The sequence below is a fragment of the Vibrio ouci genome, from assembly GCF_004551525.1.
GTDB lineage: Bacteria > Pseudomonadota > Gammaproteobacteria > Enterobacterales > Vibrionaceae > Vibrio > Vibrio ouci.
The window spans coordinates 80,558-98,031 of sequence record NZ_SATR01000017.1; the positions used below are offsets into that span (position 1 = coordinate 80,558).

The 17,474-nt window shown below is 45.7% G+C and carries 15 protein-coding genes; 9 read left to right on the forward strand and 6 right to left on the reverse strand.

Translation table 11 applies throughout. From position 1 onward, the window contains the following. Positions 1-479: 479 nt before the first annotated feature. From ggt to rarD, 4 genes are all read right to left on the reverse strand, one after another. Positions 480-2,228, reverse strand: a complete 1,749-nt coding sequence (gene ggt / locus ELS82_RS12670) for a gamma-glutamyltransferase (protein WP_134835787.1) — start codon at positions 2,226-2,228, stop codon at positions 480-482. A 110-nt stretch (positions 2,229-2,338) separates the two neighbouring features. Further along, on the reverse strand, positions 2,339-3,007 hold the full coding sequence (locus ELS82_RS12675) for a LysE family translocator (protein WP_134835788.1): 669 nt from the start codon (positions 3,005-3,007) through the stop codon (positions 2,339-2,341). Positions 3,008-3,079: 72 nt separating this feature from the next. Then, positions 3,080-3,874: an AraC family transcriptional regulator gene (locus ELS82_RS12680; protein ID WP_134835789.1), complete on the reverse strand. Its 795-nt coding sequence runs from the start codon at positions 3,872-3,874 to the stop codon at positions 3,080-3,082. Between the two features lie 72 nt (positions 3,875-3,946). After that, positions 3,947-4,861 carry an EamA family transporter RarD gene (gene rarD / locus ELS82_RS12685; RefSeq protein ID WP_134835790.1) on the reverse strand — a complete coding sequence of 305 codons (915 nt, stop codon included), beginning with the start codon at positions 4,859-4,861 and terminating at the stop codon, positions 3,947-3,949. Positions 4,862-5,025: 164 nt separating this feature from the next. On the opposite strand from rarD, the gene recQ reads away from it, so the two are divergent. The 3 genes from recQ (at position 5,026) to ELS82_RS12700 (ending at position 8,052) form a co-directional block, all read left to right on the forward strand. Next, the gene (gene recQ / locus ELS82_RS12690; RefSeq protein ID WP_134835791.1) at positions 5,026-6,864 is read left to right on the forward strand and encodes an ATP-dependent DNA helicase RecQ; all 1,839 of its coding nucleotides are present in this window, start codon (positions 5,026-5,028) and stop codon (positions 6,862-6,864) included. Continuing rightward, positions 6,857-7,177, forward strand: a complete 321-nt coding sequence (locus tag ELS82_RS12695; RefSeq protein ID WP_134835792.1) for a DUF3630 family protein — start codon at positions 6,857-6,859, stop codon at positions 7,175-7,177. The genes recQ and ELS82_RS12695 overlap by 8 nt, the downstream gene beginning before the upstream one ends. Positions 7,178-7,380: 203 nt before the next feature. Continuing rightward, positions 7,381-8,052 (forward strand): 7-cyano-7-deazaguanine/7-aminomethyl-7-deazaguanine transporter, encoded by a 672-nt coding sequence (locus tag ELS82_RS12700; RefSeq protein WP_053440771.1) that lies wholly within the window; start codon positions 7,381-7,383, stop codon positions 8,050-8,052. 75 nt (positions 8,053-8,127) lie between these two features. Here ELS82_RS12700 and gppA read toward each other — a convergent pair whose 3' ends face one another. Both gppA and rhlB read right to left on the reverse strand, forming a co-directional pair. Beyond that, positions 8,128-9,618, reverse strand: a complete 1,491-nt coding sequence (gene gppA / locus ELS82_RS12705) for a guanosine-5'-triphosphate,3'-diphosphate diphosphatase (RefSeq protein ID WP_134835793.1) — start codon at positions 9,616-9,618, stop codon at positions 8,128-8,130. A 7-nt stretch (positions 9,619-9,625) separates the two neighbouring features. Further along, positions 9,626-10,927 (reverse strand): ATP-dependent RNA helicase RhlB, encoded by a 1,302-nt coding sequence (rhlB, locus tag ELS82_RS12710; protein WP_134835794.1) that lies wholly within the window; start codon positions 10,925-10,927, stop codon positions 9,626-9,628. 112 nt (positions 10,928-11,039) lie between these two features. Here rhlB and trxA point away from each other — a divergent pair, with 112 nt between their 5' ends. From trxA to fre, 6 genes are all read left to right on the forward strand, one after another. Then, the gene (gene trxA, locus ELS82_RS12715; RefSeq protein WP_134835795.1) at positions 11,040-11,366 is read left to right on the forward strand and encodes a thioredoxin TrxA; all 327 of its coding nucleotides are present in this window, start codon (positions 11,040-11,042) and stop codon (positions 11,364-11,366) included. 198 nt (positions 11,367-11,564) lie between these two features. Further along, positions 11,565-12,824 carry a transcription termination factor Rho gene (gene rho, locus ELS82_RS12720; protein WP_134835796.1) on the forward strand — a complete coding sequence of 420 codons (1,260 nt, stop codon included), beginning with the start codon at positions 11,565-11,567 and terminating at the stop codon, positions 12,822-12,824. 107 nt (positions 12,825-12,931) lie between these two features. Continuing rightward, the gene (locus ELS82_RS12725) at positions 12,932-13,927 is read left to right on the forward strand and encodes a hypothetical protein (RefSeq protein WP_134835797.1); all 996 of its coding nucleotides are present in this window, start codon (positions 12,932-12,934) and stop codon (positions 13,925-13,927) included. A gap of 93 nt (positions 13,928-14,020) precedes the next feature. Further along, positions 14,021-15,877 (forward strand): 4-hydroxy-3-polyprenylbenzoate decarboxylase, encoded by a 1,857-nt coding sequence (gene ubiD / locus ELS82_RS12730; RefSeq protein WP_134835798.1) that lies wholly within the window; start codon positions 14,021-14,023, stop codon positions 15,875-15,877. Then, positions 15,874-16,143: a 2Fe-2S iron-sulfur cluster-binding protein gene (locus ELS82_RS12735; protein WP_004409626.1), complete on the forward strand. Its 270-nt coding sequence runs from the start codon at positions 15,874-15,876 to the stop codon at positions 16,141-16,143. The genes ubiD and ELS82_RS12735 overlap by 4 nt, the downstream gene beginning before the upstream one ends. Before the next feature lie 14 nt (positions 16,144-16,157). Continuing rightward, entirely contained in the window at positions 16,158-16,871 is a 714-nt protein-coding gene (fre, locus tag ELS82_RS12740) for an NAD(P)H-flavin reductase (protein WP_134835799.1), read from the forward strand. The last annotated feature ends 603 nt before the right edge of the window (positions 16,872-17,474 follow it).

Sequence of the window (17,474 nt, forward strand, 5' to 3'; positions counted from 1 at the left end):
GGTGTCCGTATTTGACCCTATCCTGGTCCACTAACAATCCTCGTTAGCTCACGTCGCTTGTTCCTTGAGCGGTGTCCTTTTCATCATCCTGATGATAAGTCCTTTCCTCGTCCAGAGGTGTCCATTTCCCATCCTTAGTAGCAACCATCCTAGTTACTATTGCGTCCGTTCAATGTCCTATTTGCTTTCCATGCCGACTATTCATCCTGAATAACCGTATCTTCTTCCTGAAGATTACCTAATCCGTGGTAATTTCCTGTTCCGTGTCAGTATCCTTCCGACAGGATTAATATTACGCTTTTGACGATTTTCAGCAATATGACGCAAACGTTTTTCTACATAAAAATTCGAACCAAAAATGTACATATCATTATAAATCAACAGTTTATGTTTTGTTGCTTACATTTCTCTCAGCAAAAAAACTATATTTACTCACTTGCTTGTGAGAGATCTCGCACAAGCAAGTGAGGCGATCGGCGTTATTTGCCTATCGCAGCTCCTTCACGCCTTGGGTCAGCAGCACCTTGCAATTGACCTTCTTGGACTAAGATAGCGTGCAGGCCCGAGTTTAAGTCACGTACGTTGACCTTAAAGCCCATCTCTTCTAGTTCAGGTTTAAGCGTTTCAGCCTTTGTCCCTTGCTCGATATCTAATGTGCCAAAGCGGTTAAGTAGGTGTGGTTGGTTGACGGCTTGCTGGATATCCATGCCCCATTGGGTATGGGCAATGATGGCTTGAGCGACATAACCTATGATGCGGCTACCACCAGGGGAACCAATGGCCATATAGGGTTTGTCATCTTGCATGATGATGGTTGGCGCCATCGATGAGCGTGGGCGTTTGCCTGGCTCTAAGCGGTTGGCGATCGGTTTGCCCTCTTTATGAGTTCGGAATGAAAAGTCAGTAAGCTCATTGTTGAGTAAGAAACCATTGGTCATGAGGCGAGAACCAAATGCATTTTCAATCGTGGTAGTGATCGAAACGATATTTCCTTGTTTATCCACGACATTAAAGTGGCTGGTGGAAGGTAGCTCAATCGATTCATCCATACTTTGACGCTGGGCGTAATTCCACGGAGGAGAACCTGCACTCACAGTCGCTAAAGCTTTGCCCGGCTTGATCAGTTGTGCACGTTGTTTGAGGTACTCTTTATCAAGTAAGCCTTGAGTCGGCATCGGCACAAAGTCCTCATCGGCCATATACATACCGCGATCGGCAAACGCCAGTTGCGAGGCGTCTGCAATCACTTGCCACGATCTAGCGTCATTGGCTCCCCAGCCTCTTAAATCAAACTGTTCCGTCATCGCCAGTATCTGACCGACTGTCAGTGCACCTGAGCTCGGTGGTCCCATACCGCAGATGTCATAACTTTGGTAGGCTGAGCAGACAGGTTCGCGTTGCTTGACGCTATAGGCATCAAAATCTTTTTGCGCCAATACCCCTGGGTTACCCGCTGCGTTTTGTACTGTCTCGATAATGCTGTCAGCAATTGCCCCTTGGTAGAAAGCTTTCGCCCCTTGTTTAGCAATTGCCGTTAAAGTCTCAGCATATTGGGGATTTTTAAGTAGCGTTCCAGCCGTTTTCGGTGAGCCATCAGGATTAAAGAAATACGCTTTGGTTGTGGCAAAGCGGCTTAAACGATCGGCATCATTTTCAATTAAGGTCGCAAGACGCGGGCTGATCTCAAACCCTTTGGTTGCTACCTCAATGACTGGCTCAATCAGCTTGTGCCACTCTAGCTGGCCATATTTTTGATGGGTATCCCACATCAACTTAACTGTGCCCGGTGTCCCGACAGAGCGCCCACCTACCACGGCATCATAGAACTTGAGTGGTTCGCCATTGTCATCTTGAAATAATCGCGGCGTAGCATCGAGTGGTGCGGTTTCTCGACCATCATAAGTGGTCAGTTTTTGGTTTTTAGCATCCCAGTAAACCAGGAATGCACCACCACCGATACCGGAAGATTGCGGCTCTACTAGCCCTAGCATCAACTGAGTGGTGACCATAGCATCAATGGCGTTACCACCTTGAGCAAGAATGTCGGCGCCAGCTTGGGTGGCAAGTGGGTTGGCAGCGGTCACCATCCAATCTTTGGCGGTCACCAGCTGTTTTTGTTCTAAACCACTGCTGCGTTCTGGAGCAACGGAGTCGGCGGCTTGATTAGCGAAGGTACTGGCTGACGTCAGTAATAAATAAGCGGTAAGGCATTTCATTTTCCACTGCATCTTATTCTCCTTGTTGTTATGCGAAGAATAGATTGGCAGTGGAAAGGGCGTAGGTCTAAAAGTTTTTGTTCAAAGTTTAACCTTGAATCAAACTTAATATTTTTTCAGGCTCAAAACTGAGCCGCGAGGGCAGTGGTGGATTGCCACAAAATACTGAGGCCGATAAAGCTGAATAACAGACCGCACAGCCCATCAATATAGATCGCGAGTGACTTGATTTTACGCTGCATACGTTGAGTAGACAGTGCCCAAGCAAGAAACGAGAACCACAGCAAAGACAAGCTCCACAGAATAATCAGTGCGATGCCTTTTCCGGATAAGGACATAGTGGCCGGCACTAAGCTCGACATTAAGCTGACAAAGAACACTAAGGCTTTCGGGTTGAGAATGTTGGTCGCAAAGCCACGGGAAAACGCCTGACGTTTATTGCTTAATAGCAAACTGGTTGGTTCGCTTTCTTGTTCGGTTGTTGTTGGGGAGTTAATTTTTGCCCATGTACCTTTTAGAGCCCCATAGCCTAGATAGAACAGATAGCTTCCGCCTGCCAGTTGTAATAGGGCAAATAAAGTCGGCTGCTGGTGGACTAAGTAGCTGACCCCGGTGAGGCTCAATAATGAATGCAGCAAGATGCCGCAAGACAAACCGAGCGCAATATAAAGGCCGGTTTGGCGGCCGTAACGCGTGGCATTTTGCACCACCAGAGCAAAATCTGGCCCTGGGCTCATCAGCGCAACAAAGTGGACAACGGCAAGCGTGGTTAGGATGGTTAATTCGTTCATAGCAGCAGTGATTAATGACTTATCACTGGATTGTGCCAGCAGCGCCAAGCAAAAGATTGTAAATAATCGACACTAGTTGATTTGAGATGGGCTGACGCCATACACCGCTTTAAACGCCTTACTGAAATGCGCCTGATCGTAAAAGCCGACTTGATGAGCGACTTCTGTGCCTTTGACGCCCGCTTTCAATAATTTCATCCCTTGTTCCATACGCAATCGGCTCAGCCATGCATAGGGTGTTAAGCCGATTTTGGCTTTGAAATGGCGTTGAAATTGGGTTGGGCTCAGCTGGCACAGTTCAGACAGTTGCTCAAGTTTGACTGGCTGATCGAGGTTAGCCATCAAATACTCTTTTAATGTAGCGACGGATTGATTGCCAAGTGGCACGATACTTCTTTGCTCTTTTGCACCGTAGCGTTCGAACAACTGGCTAAAACCCTCATAAGGCAGACAGTCTTGAGCAAGCTGACTAAGGTTGGTGTTAGTTAGACTCTGGTGCAGCTGAGATAAGGTATTGAAAACATGAGAGTCATCAATCACAAGTTGGTTAAAGCCGATCACATCGGAAGATCGTTTTAGATCGGAAAGATCGCTTAGCCACAGAGGATCGAGAGAAAAGACTTTTACCTTGTAGCCAGAATCGAGTTTGGATTGACCATCGTGCATTTCATCCGGTGGCATTAACACCATCTGCCCTTGACCGGCATGGTGAGATTCACCCTGATAATGGAATTTTTGTTCCCCTTGGGTAATAAGGCCAATGTGAAAATCAAGATGATAGTGGCGCTGAAAGGCAAACGTCTGGTAGTTTGCGTCGATCAAACCTATCTCTTGATTGGGCACTGTTTGGTATTGAACCTTATCCATAAAAACAAAAAAGCTTGGTGAATATTTCACCAAGCTTAGCGTTACTCATCTTGAATGTCTTGTAAAAAACGATCAGTGCGTTTGAGCTGCCTTTTTCGATTTCTTATTATTGCGTAGCCCATCAAAGCTAAATACCACCAATGCTCCCCAAATAAAGGCAAAGGTGATGGCCTTATCCGTGGTGAAGGCTTCACCATAAATCAGCACCGCCAGTAGGAACATTAAACTTGGGCCGATGTATTGGAAAAAGCCGAGCGTCGACAGCTTAAGTCGTGTTGCTGCGCCAGTGAAACAAAGTAGCGGTAGAGTGGTAATGATGCCAGCCGAAATCAGTAGTAGATTTAGATTTAGCGGGTTTTCGGTGAAGTTTGAAGTCGGAGTATCGGCAATCCACAGTAGGTAAATAGCGGCAGCAGGCAACAGCACTAAGGTCTCAACGAATAAGCCTGTTTGTGCTTCAAGGCTGACCTTTTTACGCAGCAGACCATAAAAGCCAAAACTCAGAGCTAAAGCGATCGCAACAGTTGGAATCGAACCAAATACAAATAGTTGCACCAGCACGCCACAAGCGGCAAGGGCAACAGCAAACCACTGTAGTTTTCGTAGTCGCTCACCCAAGAAGAGCATCCCTAGCAGTACATTGATCAAAGGGTTGATGTAGTAGCCCAAACTCGCATCGAGCATATGATCGGAATTGACCGCCCAAATGAAGATCAACCAGTTTGCGCCAACCAATACCGCAGTCGTAACCAGGTACATCAACTTCTGTTTTGATTTGAGCACGTCTCGTACATTGCGCCAACGACGACCGAAGTGGAGTAGAGCGGCCAGTAGGAAGAACGACCATACAACGCGGTGGCTTAAAATTTCTAGCGGAGAAACATCACCGAGCGCTTTGAAGTAGATTGGCGCGATACCCCACATCGTGTAGGCACCAATCGCGAGAAGGACACCTTGCTTGGCTCGCTGTTGTTCGTCTGGAGTCATAGTTGTGTGCTCAGATTGAATGAATTTACAAATTGAAACATGCAGTATACGAACGTGGCCCAAAATCACCTAACAATTTGCGGTTTTATTCGCCCCTAAACCCCTCTACAATGTGCCCCTTGCGTTCAGCACGCATTCGACCTGCATTCTTACTGAGATAACTCATGACCTCGACACTTTTAGCACCACAACCTATGGAAGAACTGCCTACGCCACAAAGCATTCTCGAAGATGTTTTCGGTTACCAGAGCTTCCGTGATGGTCAGCAAGAGGTGATTGAGTCTGCGGTAGTTGGACAAGATAGCTTAGTGATTATGCCAACTGGTGGTGGTAAGTCGCTGTGTTACCAGATCCCAGCTTTGGCCCGCAGTGGCCTGACGTTAGTAATCTCTCCACTTATCTCTTTAATGAAAGACCAAGTGGATCAGCTCAAAGCCAATGGTGTTGCAGCTGAGTGCATTAACTCGAGCATGCCGCGTGAAGAGCTTATCTCTGTCTACAATCGCATGCATTCTGGTGCGCTCAAGTTAGTCTATGTATCACCAGAACGCGTCTTGATGCGTGACTTTATCGAGCGTTTGGAAAGCCTGCCTCTATCGATGATTGCTGTCGATGAGGCGCACTGTATTTCGCAGTGGGGGCATGATTTCAGACCTGAGTATGCCTCGCTAGGTCAGCTAAAACAGTACTTCCCGCATGTGCCTGTGATGGCGCTAACCGCGACGGCTGACGATGCCACGCGTAAAGATATTATGCAGCGTCTGCAACTTAACGAGCCGCATACTTACCTCGGCAGTTTCGATCGCCCTAATATCCGCTATACCTTGGTTGAAAAGCACAAGCCTGTCTCTCAGGTGGTGCGTTTCCTTGAAAACCAACGTGGTAGTTGCGGCATCATCTATTGCGGCAGTCGCAAGAAAGTCGAAATGGTCACCGAGAAGCTGTGTAACAACGGTCTTCGCGCCGCTAGCTATCATGCTGGCCTGGAAGCGGATGAGCGAGCATACGTTCAAGAAGCCTTCCAACGTGATGACATCCAGATTGTTGTTGCAACAGTGGCGTTTGGCATGGGCATCAACAAACCTAATGTGCGCTTCGTGGTTCACTTTGATATTCCACGCAATATTGAATCTTACTATCAGGAAACGGGCCGAGCGGGGCGTGATGGTTTACCTGCTGAAGCGATGATGCTCTATGACCCAGCGGATATTGCTTGGCTGCGCCGAATGCTTGATGAGAAAGATGACGGACCGCAAAAGCAGGTTGAAGCGCATAAGCTCAATGCGATGAGCGCGTTTGCTGAAGCACAAACCTGTCGACGTCAGGTATTACTTAACTATTTCGGTGAATATCGAGAAAAACCGTGTGGCAACTGCGATATTTGTCTTGATCCGCCTAAGCATTTTGATGCCACTGAGCAAGCGCAAAAAGCGCTGTCTTGTGTCTATCGCGTCAACCAAAGCTTTGGTATGGGCTACGTGGTTGAAGTGCTGCGCGGCATGCAGAATATCCGGGTGCGAGAAAATGGTCATGATAAGTTATCGACCTATGGTATCGGCCGAGAAAACAGTCACGACTACTGGGTGAGTGTGTTCCGTCAGCTGATCCATAAAGGCTTGCTGTTCCAAAACATCACCCGTAACTCGACATTGCAGTTGACCGAAGAAGCACGTCCACTGTTACGTGGCGAGATGAGCTTAGAATTAGCGGTGCCGCGTTTAGATACTGCCGCACGTGCCGCTAAGTCAGACAAGCTATCGAGCAAGAACTACGATAAGAAGCTGTTTGCGAAATTACGTAAGCTGCGTAAAGCGATTGCTGATGAAGATGGCCTACCGCCATACGTAGTATTCAGTGATGCTACCTTGATTGATATGGCTGAGATTCTGCCAACCTCTTACGGTGAAATGTTAGCAGTGAGTGGAGTGGGGCAACGTAAGCTAGAGAAATACGCCGATCCTTTCTTAGATTTGATTCAAGAACATTTAACTAATCATGGGTGATTCAATGCAACAAACGGAATTTGGTCTTGTTGATTATCAGGCACAAGAAGGACGTATCATTATTCGAACGCCTCGTTTTGATTTTGATAGTTTCCCGCAATTGGCAGAGAAGCTGGTGCAACTGCTATCCGCTTCGGTAATTGAAAAGCAGTGGGATGCGGACATCCATTCATGGTTGATTGATTTTGAAGGTTGCCAACTGTTTCTTAAATCAGAACATTACAGCGAAAGTGTTTGGTTTGAAGCGCTAGCGATTGAAGATTCAAAAGAAGAACTCGACTTTCTCGCTTCTCTTTTCCAACGTGGTTTCTAAATAGGAACATTCACGCTAACGATTGCTTCAATTTCACCTATTGCAGGTGAAATTGGTTAATGTATAATCGCCCGCCGCGATGTTTGGCATAACTCAAATATCGTCACTATTTCATTTAACATTGTTGGTAAGGCAATTTCCGCTGGCTCGGAGAGTGTCGATTTGGGTTCCCTCACCCCCAAACCAAACTAAAAAGGTATCGCATGAGTAACTTTACCCCTGCGCAGCAGCGCAAAGCCCTTTTTCTATTAGTTCTATTCCACCTGATCATCATTGCATCTAGCAACTACTTGGTTCAACTTCCTTTTACCGTTTTTGGTTTCCACACTACGTGGGGCGCATTTACGTTTCCATTTATCTTCTTAGCAACTGATCTGACTGTACGTATCTTTGGTGCTCAGTTAGCACGCCGCATTATCTTCTTAGTGATGCTACCTGCGTTAGCGGTCTCTTATGGTTTATCGGTACTTTTCTACGAAGGTGCATTCCAAGGTTTTGGTCAGTTAGGTGAGTTCAACTTATTTGTTGCACGTATCGCGATCGCGAGCTTTATGGCTTATCTATTAGGTCAGATTCTGGATGTACATGTGTTTAACCGTCTGCGTCAGTTAAAGCAGTGGTGGGTAGCTCCAACCTGTTCGACGCTATTTGGTAATGCGCTAGATACCATCGCTTTTTTTGCGATTGCGTTCTACCAAAGTCCAGATCCATTTATGGCAGAGCACTGGACTGAAATTGCGCTGGTGGACTACGGATTTAAACTAGTGATCAGCTTAGGTCTGTTTGTGCCAATGTATGGCGTGCTACTTAACTACTTAGTACGTAAGCTAACAGCAGTGAATCCCGAGTTTACAATGGTTGGCGCTAAGTCGTAATTGAAATGACGAACAAGAAAAAGCCCGAGGACTGAGTCTCTCGGGCTTTTTTTGTATTTGAATCGTTAGTAGTAATTAATACTCTACGACAGAAAGCGGCCAGCCAATGTCACTTTGGCGGTTAGCTTCGATTTCAAGCTCAGCTGCGGTCAGTGGATTTGCTTTTAGCCACTGTGACTTAATGGTCAGAGTTAGCTTGTCATCTGCAGAGCTCAAACTGATGTTCGGTTCGAGATCAGGATTACGACGGTGAGTCAGCAATACCGCTAAGCGTAGTAAGCGTAAAACGCGTTTCGCACTGGTACTTGAAAGGGCGTGCTGCTCCGGTAATGAGGTTAACTGCTCTCTATAGCGACGAGCCAGTTCACCCAGTAGATGTTTCTGCGCGCGAGTGTAACCTGGCAGATCGAGATGCTGCAGCAGGTAGGCACTGTGCTCACCACCTTTCTTAAAGTCGATGGTTAAACCAATCTCGTGCAGTTTGGCCGCGGTGGCAAGTAATACGTCACCTTGAGACTCGGCAATCCAATCCTCCTGACACTCAGACAGCAGCTTAGCGGCCATGTTAGCCACTTGTTCACCGTATATGGCATCCATCTGATAACGGCTCTGCACACTAGCGATGGTTCGAGCGCGGATATCGTCTTGCTTTAACTCATCAACCATCTCATAGACTAAGCCTTCACGCAGTGCTCCGCCAGCTAGGGTCATAGAGTCAATTTCTAACAGCTCAAAGATAGCAATCAGAATCGATAAACCACTTGGGAACACTAAAGCACGCTCAAGTGTTAGGCCTTCGATTTCCAGCTCTTCCAAGTGATCCGCTAGCATTGCTTGCTTTTGTAGACGCTTTAGTTTGGCATGAGTAATGACCTCATCCATACCTTGCGCCAGCATGATCTCTTGCAGAGCTTGAACGGTACCTGAGGCGCCAACACACACATCCCAACCAATTTCTGTGTACTGCTCTAGAATTGGCTGGAGTGTCTCTTTTGCGGCTTGAATAGCGTTGTTGAAGTTGGTTACCGTCAGTTGGCGATCTTTAAAGTGACGCTCTAACCAGGTAACACAGCCCATTTTCAGGCTGGTTAGTGCTTTGGCTTCGAAGCCTTCACCGATGATCAGCTCTGTGCTAGCACCACCGATATCAACCACTAAGCGGCGACCGCTACCACCAGAAGTGTGCGCGACACCTTTATAAATAGTGGCAGCTTCTTCTTCACCATCAATGACCTCAATCTTATGACCGAGGATCTGATTCGCTTTCTCAAGAAAAACATCCACATTGGTTGCGGTACGCAGGGTAGCGGTACCGACAATACGGATGTTTTCAGTTGGAATATCTTGCAGTCGTTCTGCAAATAGACTCAAGCAGTCCCATCCGCGTTGCATGGCTTCTAGGCTTAGCGCGTTATTATCGTCTAAACCTGCGGCAAGGCGAACCTTGCGTTTGATTTTAGCCATAGTTTGAATGCTGCCATCAATATGACGCACAACGAGCATGTGAAAACTGTTCGACCCGAGGTCGATGGCTGCGTAAAGCGGAGATGAAACTGCTTGGCTCATAGACGACTTAAGAATCCTTTTGTTGACGTGGGCGAGAGCGATGGTTCGAACGACGATTTCCTGAACGCGAACCGCCAGTATTAGTACGACGTTGCTGCGGACGATTAGAACGCATGCGAATCGGTGCAGGTAGATCTTCGATCAGTGCACTTGGGTCGTAGTCAGATACTGGAATAGAGTGCTCAATGTATTCTTCAATCGGCGGCAAGTTGATTGCGTAATCTTCACAAGCAAAGCTGATTGAATGACCACTTGCACCTGCGCGACCTGTACGACCAATGCGGTGTACATAATCTTCACAGTCGTCTGGTAGATCAAAGTTAAATACGTGCGTTACCTGAGGAATATGTAGGCCACGAGCCGCAACGTCGGTTGCAACCAATAGGTCTACTTCGCCTTTAGTGAATTGCTCTAGGATACGCTCACGTTTTTTCTGTGGAACGTCACCAGTCAATAGACCAACACGGTGTCCATCTGCTGCTAGGTGTCCCCATACAGACTCACACTTATGTTTAGTGTTGGCAAAAATGATGGCGCGATCTGGCCACTCTTCTTCGATAAGCGTCTGTAGTAAAGACATCTTATGTTCATTAGAAGGGTAGAACAGTTCTTCTTGAATGCGGTGACCTGTTTTTACTTCTGGCTCAACCACAACATGCTCAGGGTTGTGCATGTGTTCGAATGCCAATTCTTGCACGCGGTAAGACAGCGTTGCTGAGAACAGCATGTTCAAACGCTCTTTTGGCTCAGGCATACGACGGAACAAGAAGCGGATATCTTTAATAAAGCCAAGATCGAACATACGGTCAGCTTCATCAAGAACAACGGCTTGAATGTGGTTAAGGTTAAATACCTTTTGCTTATAGAAGTCGATAATACGACCGGTTGTACCAATCAGTACATCAACACCGTCTTCTAGCTTAGCCAATTGCTTATCATAGCTTTCACCGCCGTAAGCAAGTGCCGCTTTGATACCAGTGCTTGCGATTAGCGGTTCAGCATCGTTATAGATCTGAATCGCCAGCTCGCGAGTCGGTGCCATAATAATTGCACGTGGCTGGTTAGGCTTACGACCTTCGTGTTCAGAAGTAGTCAGTAAGTGGTTAAAAGTAGCAGTCAGGAAGGCTAATGTCTTACCTGTACCCGTTTGGGCTTGACCTGCGATGTCTTGGCCGGTGAGCAGTACCGGCAGCGCCAAGGCTTGGATTGGGGTACAAAATTCGAACCCTTTTTTCTCCAGACCTTCAGTAATTTGAGGGTGTAAGCCCAAATCGGCGAACTTTTGCTCTGTGATATGCGTCTTTTTCATTGCTATAGAATATCAGCTTAAGCTTGCAATACGAAAGTAAATACATTCCAATAGGGCATCTAAATACTGGTTATCATCCAACCAGTTCCGAAAAAACACATTGGAGTGGAAGATGAGTGATAAGATTTTGCAGCTAACTGATGACGGTTTTGATACCGACGTAATTAACGCTGCAGGCCCAGTTCTTGTTGATTTTTGGGCAGAATGGTGTGGTCCTTGTAAGATGATTGCGCCGATTTTGGACGAAATCGCAGACGAGTACGAAGGCAAACTCACTATCGGTAAACTAAATATCGACCAAAACGCAGGTACTCCACCTAAGTTTGGTATCCGTGGTATTCCAACGTTACTTCTATTTAAAGACGGTAACGTAGCAGCAACTAAAGTAGGCGCGTTGTCTAAAACTCAACTTAAAGAGTTCCTAGACGCTAACCTATAATAGTTAGATAAGACCGTGCATCGAATAGTGCACGGTTTTGTTTTTTGAATACCAACAAAATCTAGACTAGGCTACTATTTAGTGCTAGTTTATCGCACGTTAATTAAACAAGTTCTCTCTTCTTGGTCGATCCTGTGACCAAATCCATCTTAACCAAAAAAACAGATCCTTATTTTGACTAAACAAGTATCCACCACTATGAATCTAACAGAACTGAAGAACAGACCTGTGTCTGATCTTGTCAAACTTGGCGAAAGCTTAGGCTTAGAAAACCTAGCTCGTCTAAGAAAGCAAGACATTATCTTCGCCATCCTAAAAGCGCATGCGAAAAGTGGTGAAGATATTTTTGGCGACGGGGTTCTGGAAATACTTCAAGACGGCTTTGGTTTCCTACGTAGTGCGGACAGCTCATACCTTGCTGGCCCAGATGATATTTACGTTTCTCCAAGTCAGATTCGTCGCTTTAACCTACGTACGGGTGACTCAATTGCCGGTAAGATTCGTCCACCAAAAGATGGTGAGCGATACTTTGCGCTACTAAAAGTCAATACAGTTAACGATGACAAACCAGATAACGCGCGTAACAAGATTCTATTTGAAAACTTGACGCCACTACACGCTAACGAGCGTATGGTGATGGAGCGTGGTAACGGTTCGACAGAAGATATTACTGCACGTGTTCTTGATCTGGCTTCACCAATTGGTAAAGGTCAGCGTGGTTTGATTGTTGCTCCGCCAAAAGCGGGTAAAACAATGTTGCTACAGAACATTGCTCAAAGCATCGCTCATAACCACCCTGAGTGTGAGTTGATGGTACTTCTTATCGACGAACGTCCAGAAGAAGTAACAGAGATGCAGCGCTTAGTTAAAGGCGAAGTGATAGCATCAACGTTTGATGAACCAGCATCTCGTCACGTACAAGTTGCTGAGATGGTAATCGAGAAAGCGAAGCGTCTTGTTGAACACAAAAAAGACGTGGTTATCCTGCTTGACTCTATTACTCGTCTAGCTCGTGCATACAACACCGTAGTACCTTCATCAGGTAAAGTACTAACGGGTGGTGTAGATGCAAACGCACTTCATCGTCCTAAGCGTTTCTTCGGTGCAGCACGTAACGTAGAAGAAGGTGGTAGCCTAACTATCCTTGCTACTGCTCTTGTTGATACTGGTTCTAAGATGGATGAAGTTATCTACGAAGAGTTCAAGGGTACAGGTAACATGGAAATCCACCTGAACCGTAAGATTGCCGAGAAGCGTGTATTCCCTGCGATTGACTTCAACCGCAGTGGCACACGTCGTGAAGAGCTTCTAACTAAGAACGAAGAACTTCAGAAGATGTGGATCCTACGTAAGATTGTTCACCCAATGGGCGAGATCGATGCGATGGAATTCCTGATTGATAAGCTAGCAATGACGAAGACTAATGATGAGTTCTTCGATGCGATGCGTCGTCAGTAAATTCTGAAAAATCTATTTTATAGAACGCCACCGCTATCGGTGGCGTTTTTGTTTGCATTATCTCAGTAGAACGAGCACAATGAGATAAATGTTACAAGGAGGTTAACATGCAACAAGGAATGTTGTCGTCGGTACTCCTATCAGCAACGCTACTCATTGGTGTACCAGTCGCTACTGCAACGGAAATGCAGCCCCAGCGAGTTGAGCAATGGCTTCAAGAATCCCAAGTTCATGATAAGGTCGCAGAACTGCTTCAGTTTGTGGTCGAAGATGATATTGATGGACTCAACTTTGCCCTGCAAAGGCTTGCTCTGCCTGTCCAAGAAGTTTCCCGTTACTTACTACTTAAAAAGATAGAAGACCAAAATCTCATCTTAACGCCTAAGATGGCGCTGTTTGTCGAGCAGCAAAAATCTATGGTACCTACTTATCAAGTATTGGAAAGAGGGGATGGTTATGAGTTTTCTGTCCCAGCCTTTAATTACCCAGCAATTGCTAATCGCTTACTTAAGCAATGGCATCAAGACCAATCTACTCTTGCATTTGTGCTGGATGCTGAGCGTAAAGATCTCATCCTTAAAGATTGGCTCAAGGGCACTGAATATCAGATTCAGGCACGAGAAGCCCTCTTGATACGTGAATTAGACAGCTTGTCACCTGAGGCGGTTAAAGGGTTAACTGATCAGTTGACTCAAGAGGCGGTGACCAGTTGGTTACCTTCATCGGAAGTAATGGTCAGATTGGCACAAGTGAGTGAAAGTGCTGAGGTGTACAAGCTACTGTGGCTAATGAAAGTGGACTTTAACAGTGAACGTGAATTGGTACGCTTAGCGCGAGTGGGGAATGAGTTTTCGCTTAACCAAGTGATGCAAGCCGCGAGTAACCCAAGTCTTAAAGAACGGGCAATTAGCGAATTAACTAAAGTGCGCCCGATGTCTCCAGAAGTTCAGGACTTCTTAATTGCTCGAATGGCCGTATCTGATGATGCTAAATTTATTGCTGGAGAGCTAGCAAGCCAAGGTTACTCCTCTTGGCTGGAAGAGTTGGCAAGTAGTAACCAAAGGGTTAATAGCCGCGCGATTTTAAGTGTCCTCAGTCAGTAGTCTTTTGAGATATAACCACAATAAAAAGAGGGATCGGTCGATTCCTCTTTTTTGTTATACTGCCTGCAGATTAACCAGTTCACTATTAGGCCTATGAGTTTTAAGGACTTACGCGATTTTATCGCTCATCTAGAAAAAGAAGGGAAGCTCAAACGCATCTCTCACCCTGTTGACCCTGATTACGAAATGACAGAAATCAGTGATCGCACGCTGCGTGCAGGTGGCCCCGCTCTCCTATTTGAAAACCCGATTGGCTATGACATGCCAGTGTTGACCAACTTATTTGGTACACCTGAGCGTGTTGCCATTGGTATGGGGCGTCAAGACGTTAAAGAGCTGCGAGAAGTGGGCAAATTGCTGGCTTACTTAAAAGAGCCAGAGCCACCTAAAGGTTTTAAAGATGCACTGGATAAACTGCCGGTGTTTAAGCAAGTATTGAATATGCCAGCTAAGCGACTGCGTAAAGCCGCTTGCCAAGAAATTGTGTGGCAAGGTGATGATGTCGATCTTGATAAAGTCCCAGTCATGAGTTGTTGGTCAGGTGATGTGGCTCCACTTCTTACTTGGGGTCTAACAGTAACTAAAGGTCCAAACAAAAAACGCCAAAACCTAGGAATCTACCGTCAGCAGAAAATTGCTAAGAACAAGATTATCATGCGTTGGCTTGCCCACCGAGGCGGTGCATTGGATCTTCGTGATTGGATGGAAACCAATCCGGGTGAACCTTTCCCTGTTTCTGTCGCATTCGGTGCAGACCCGGCAACGATTCTCGGTGCAGTAACTCCGGTACCAGACACTTTATCGGAATATGCATTTGCAGGCTTGCTACGCGGAAGCAAAACAGAAGTGGTCAAATCGATCAGTAACAATCTAGAAGTTCCTGCAAGTGCTGAGATTGTGATGGAAGGTTACATCGATCCAAACGAGTTTGCCGATGAAGGCCCTTATGGTGACCATACTGGTTATTACAATGAGAAGGAAAAGCACCACGTGTTTACCATTACTCATATCACCATGCGTAAAGAGCCTATCTACCACAGCACATACACAGGCCGTCCGCCCGATGAGCCAGCGGTATTAGGGGTTGCACTTAATGAAGTGTTCGTGCCGATTCTGCAAAAGCAGTTCCCAGAGATAGAAGACTTCTATCTTCCGCCGGAAGGTTGTTCGTATCGAATGGCTGTCGTGACAATGAAGAAGCAATACCCAGGTCATGCTAAACGCGTGATGATGGGGGTATGGTCTTTCTTACGTCAATTCATGTACACCAAATTTGTCGTGGTGTGCGATGAAAAAGTCGATGCGCGTAACTGGGATGATGTCGTTAAAGCGATGACAGAACATATGGACCCAGTGCGAGATACCTTGTTTATTGAAAACACGCCAATTGACTCTCTTGATTTTGCCTCGCCAGTGGTTGGGCTTGGCTCTAAGATGGGTTTAGATGCAACCATTAAGTGGGAAGCAGAGCTAGTGGGTTCAAAGCTGGGTGGTGAACAAAGCCCTCAACTAACCCAATCCGAACTAGATACCTTTATCGCCCAAAACCCAGAAGTCGTTGATATCTATATTCCATCGACAGCAGCGAATAACAGCTTTGCTATTGTAACGATGAAGAAAGAGCTCGCAGGGCAATCACAACAGCTGGCTGAAAAAGTTGAACTGTTTCTTCAAGAGCGAGGAGCGCCTAAGTTTATTGTTGTTTGTGATAATGACGTGAACGCTAAAGATTGGAATGACATTATCTGGGCGATCACGACTCGAATGGATCCTGCTCGAGATACTAAACAAGTATCAACCCTCGAGGAAAATAGTTCACGTTTAGTACTAGACGCGACGAATAAGGTCGAAGGTGAAGAAGTTGTTCGAGAATGGGGCACACCTATCAAGAAAGATCCTCAACTCGTAGCAAAAATCGATGCGTTCTGGGATAAGTTGGGTATCCTATGAAGCATACCGTCATCTTGCAGCCTGATAACCTAGAATTTGAAGTGCAGGATGGACAAACGGTGTTGGAAGCCGCGCTCAACAACAATATTAATTTTCCACACCGTTGCCAGGTTGGTGCATGTGCTGCCTGTTTGTGTCGTAAACTAGAAGGAACAGTCTCTTATCACCTTGAACCAATGCTCACTGATAAAGAGCAACAACAAGGATGGATATTTGCTTGCCAAGCCTTCGCAGAAAGTAAATTAGTGCTTACTTTTGAAGAGTAAGTAAGAGGAACAAAATGACTATTCAATGCAAAGTAAAGTCGATTCAGCCGTTGGCTTGCAATACTTACCAAATCTTATTACACCCAGAAACCCCAGTAGACTTTAAAGCGGGTCAGTACCTAATGGTGGTGATGGGGGAAAAGGATAAAAGACCTTTCTCTATCGCGAGTAGCCCGTGTCGCCATGAAGGTGAGCTAGAACTACATATTGGTGCTGCAGAGCAAAATGCTTACGCACTAGAAGTTGTTGAAGCAATGAAAGCCGCTCTAGAGCAAGATGGAGAGATCACTATTGATGCACCTCATGGTGATGCTTGGGTACAAGAAGAGAGTGAGCGTCCACTACTACTTATTGCTGGTGGCACTGGCTTTAGTTATGTACGTTCAATTTTGGATCACTGTGTGGCGCAAGAGCTAAACAATGATATCCACCTTTACTGGGGTGGCCGTGATGAATGCCAACTGTATGCGAAAGCTGAATTAGAAGAGATTGCCGCGAAGCATAACAACGTGCACTTTGTGCCGGTAGTAGAAGAAGCGCCAAGTGAGTGGGCTGGTAAAACTGGCAATGTACTTCAAGCGGTTGAGCAAGATTTTGACTCACTGGCTGAATTTGATATCTATATAGCAGGTCGTTTTGAAATGGCGGGTGCTGCAAGAGAGCAATTCACTTTAAATAAGCAGGCACAAGCAGAAAGAATGTTTGCTGATGCGTATGCATTTATTTAAAACCCAGTGAATATGGTGAAAAAGGGAGCGTTTTGCTCCCTTTTTGTTTGGTTTTGAATATAAATTCAACGAACGCTCATTTTTTTCATTTTTTTTTGAAAAAGGGGTTGCGCTTAAGTCTGAACTCCCTATAATGCGCATCCACTGACACGGCAGACGCCACAAGGCCTCAGCGATAAGTCGGTAGGATGAATAAGACAATTTAGCTACTTAACTTCTTCAAAAAAGATTTTAAGAAAAACTTCAAAAAAGTGTTTGACACTGAAGTCTGAATCGCTAAAATGCACGTCCACTTTGAGAGAAAGCGCTAACGCTTAGTTCTTAAAGAAAAGCTCTTTAACAATATAAACCTATCAATCTGTGTGGGCACTCGTTGATGATAATCCAATTAGAAACTTCGGTTTCAAATTAGGTTTCAATGAAACGAAGTGACCAAACGAGATTAGCTTTCTTTGTAAAAGGAAACTTAGTCTTGGCACAGTCAATTCATTATCGTTCTGTTGGAACGATAATAGCTTTAAAATTACACAGTAGTTTTGAAGTCAGTATTCATTGAGCCGAACAAAATCTTAAATTGAAGAGTTTGATCATGGCTCAGATTGA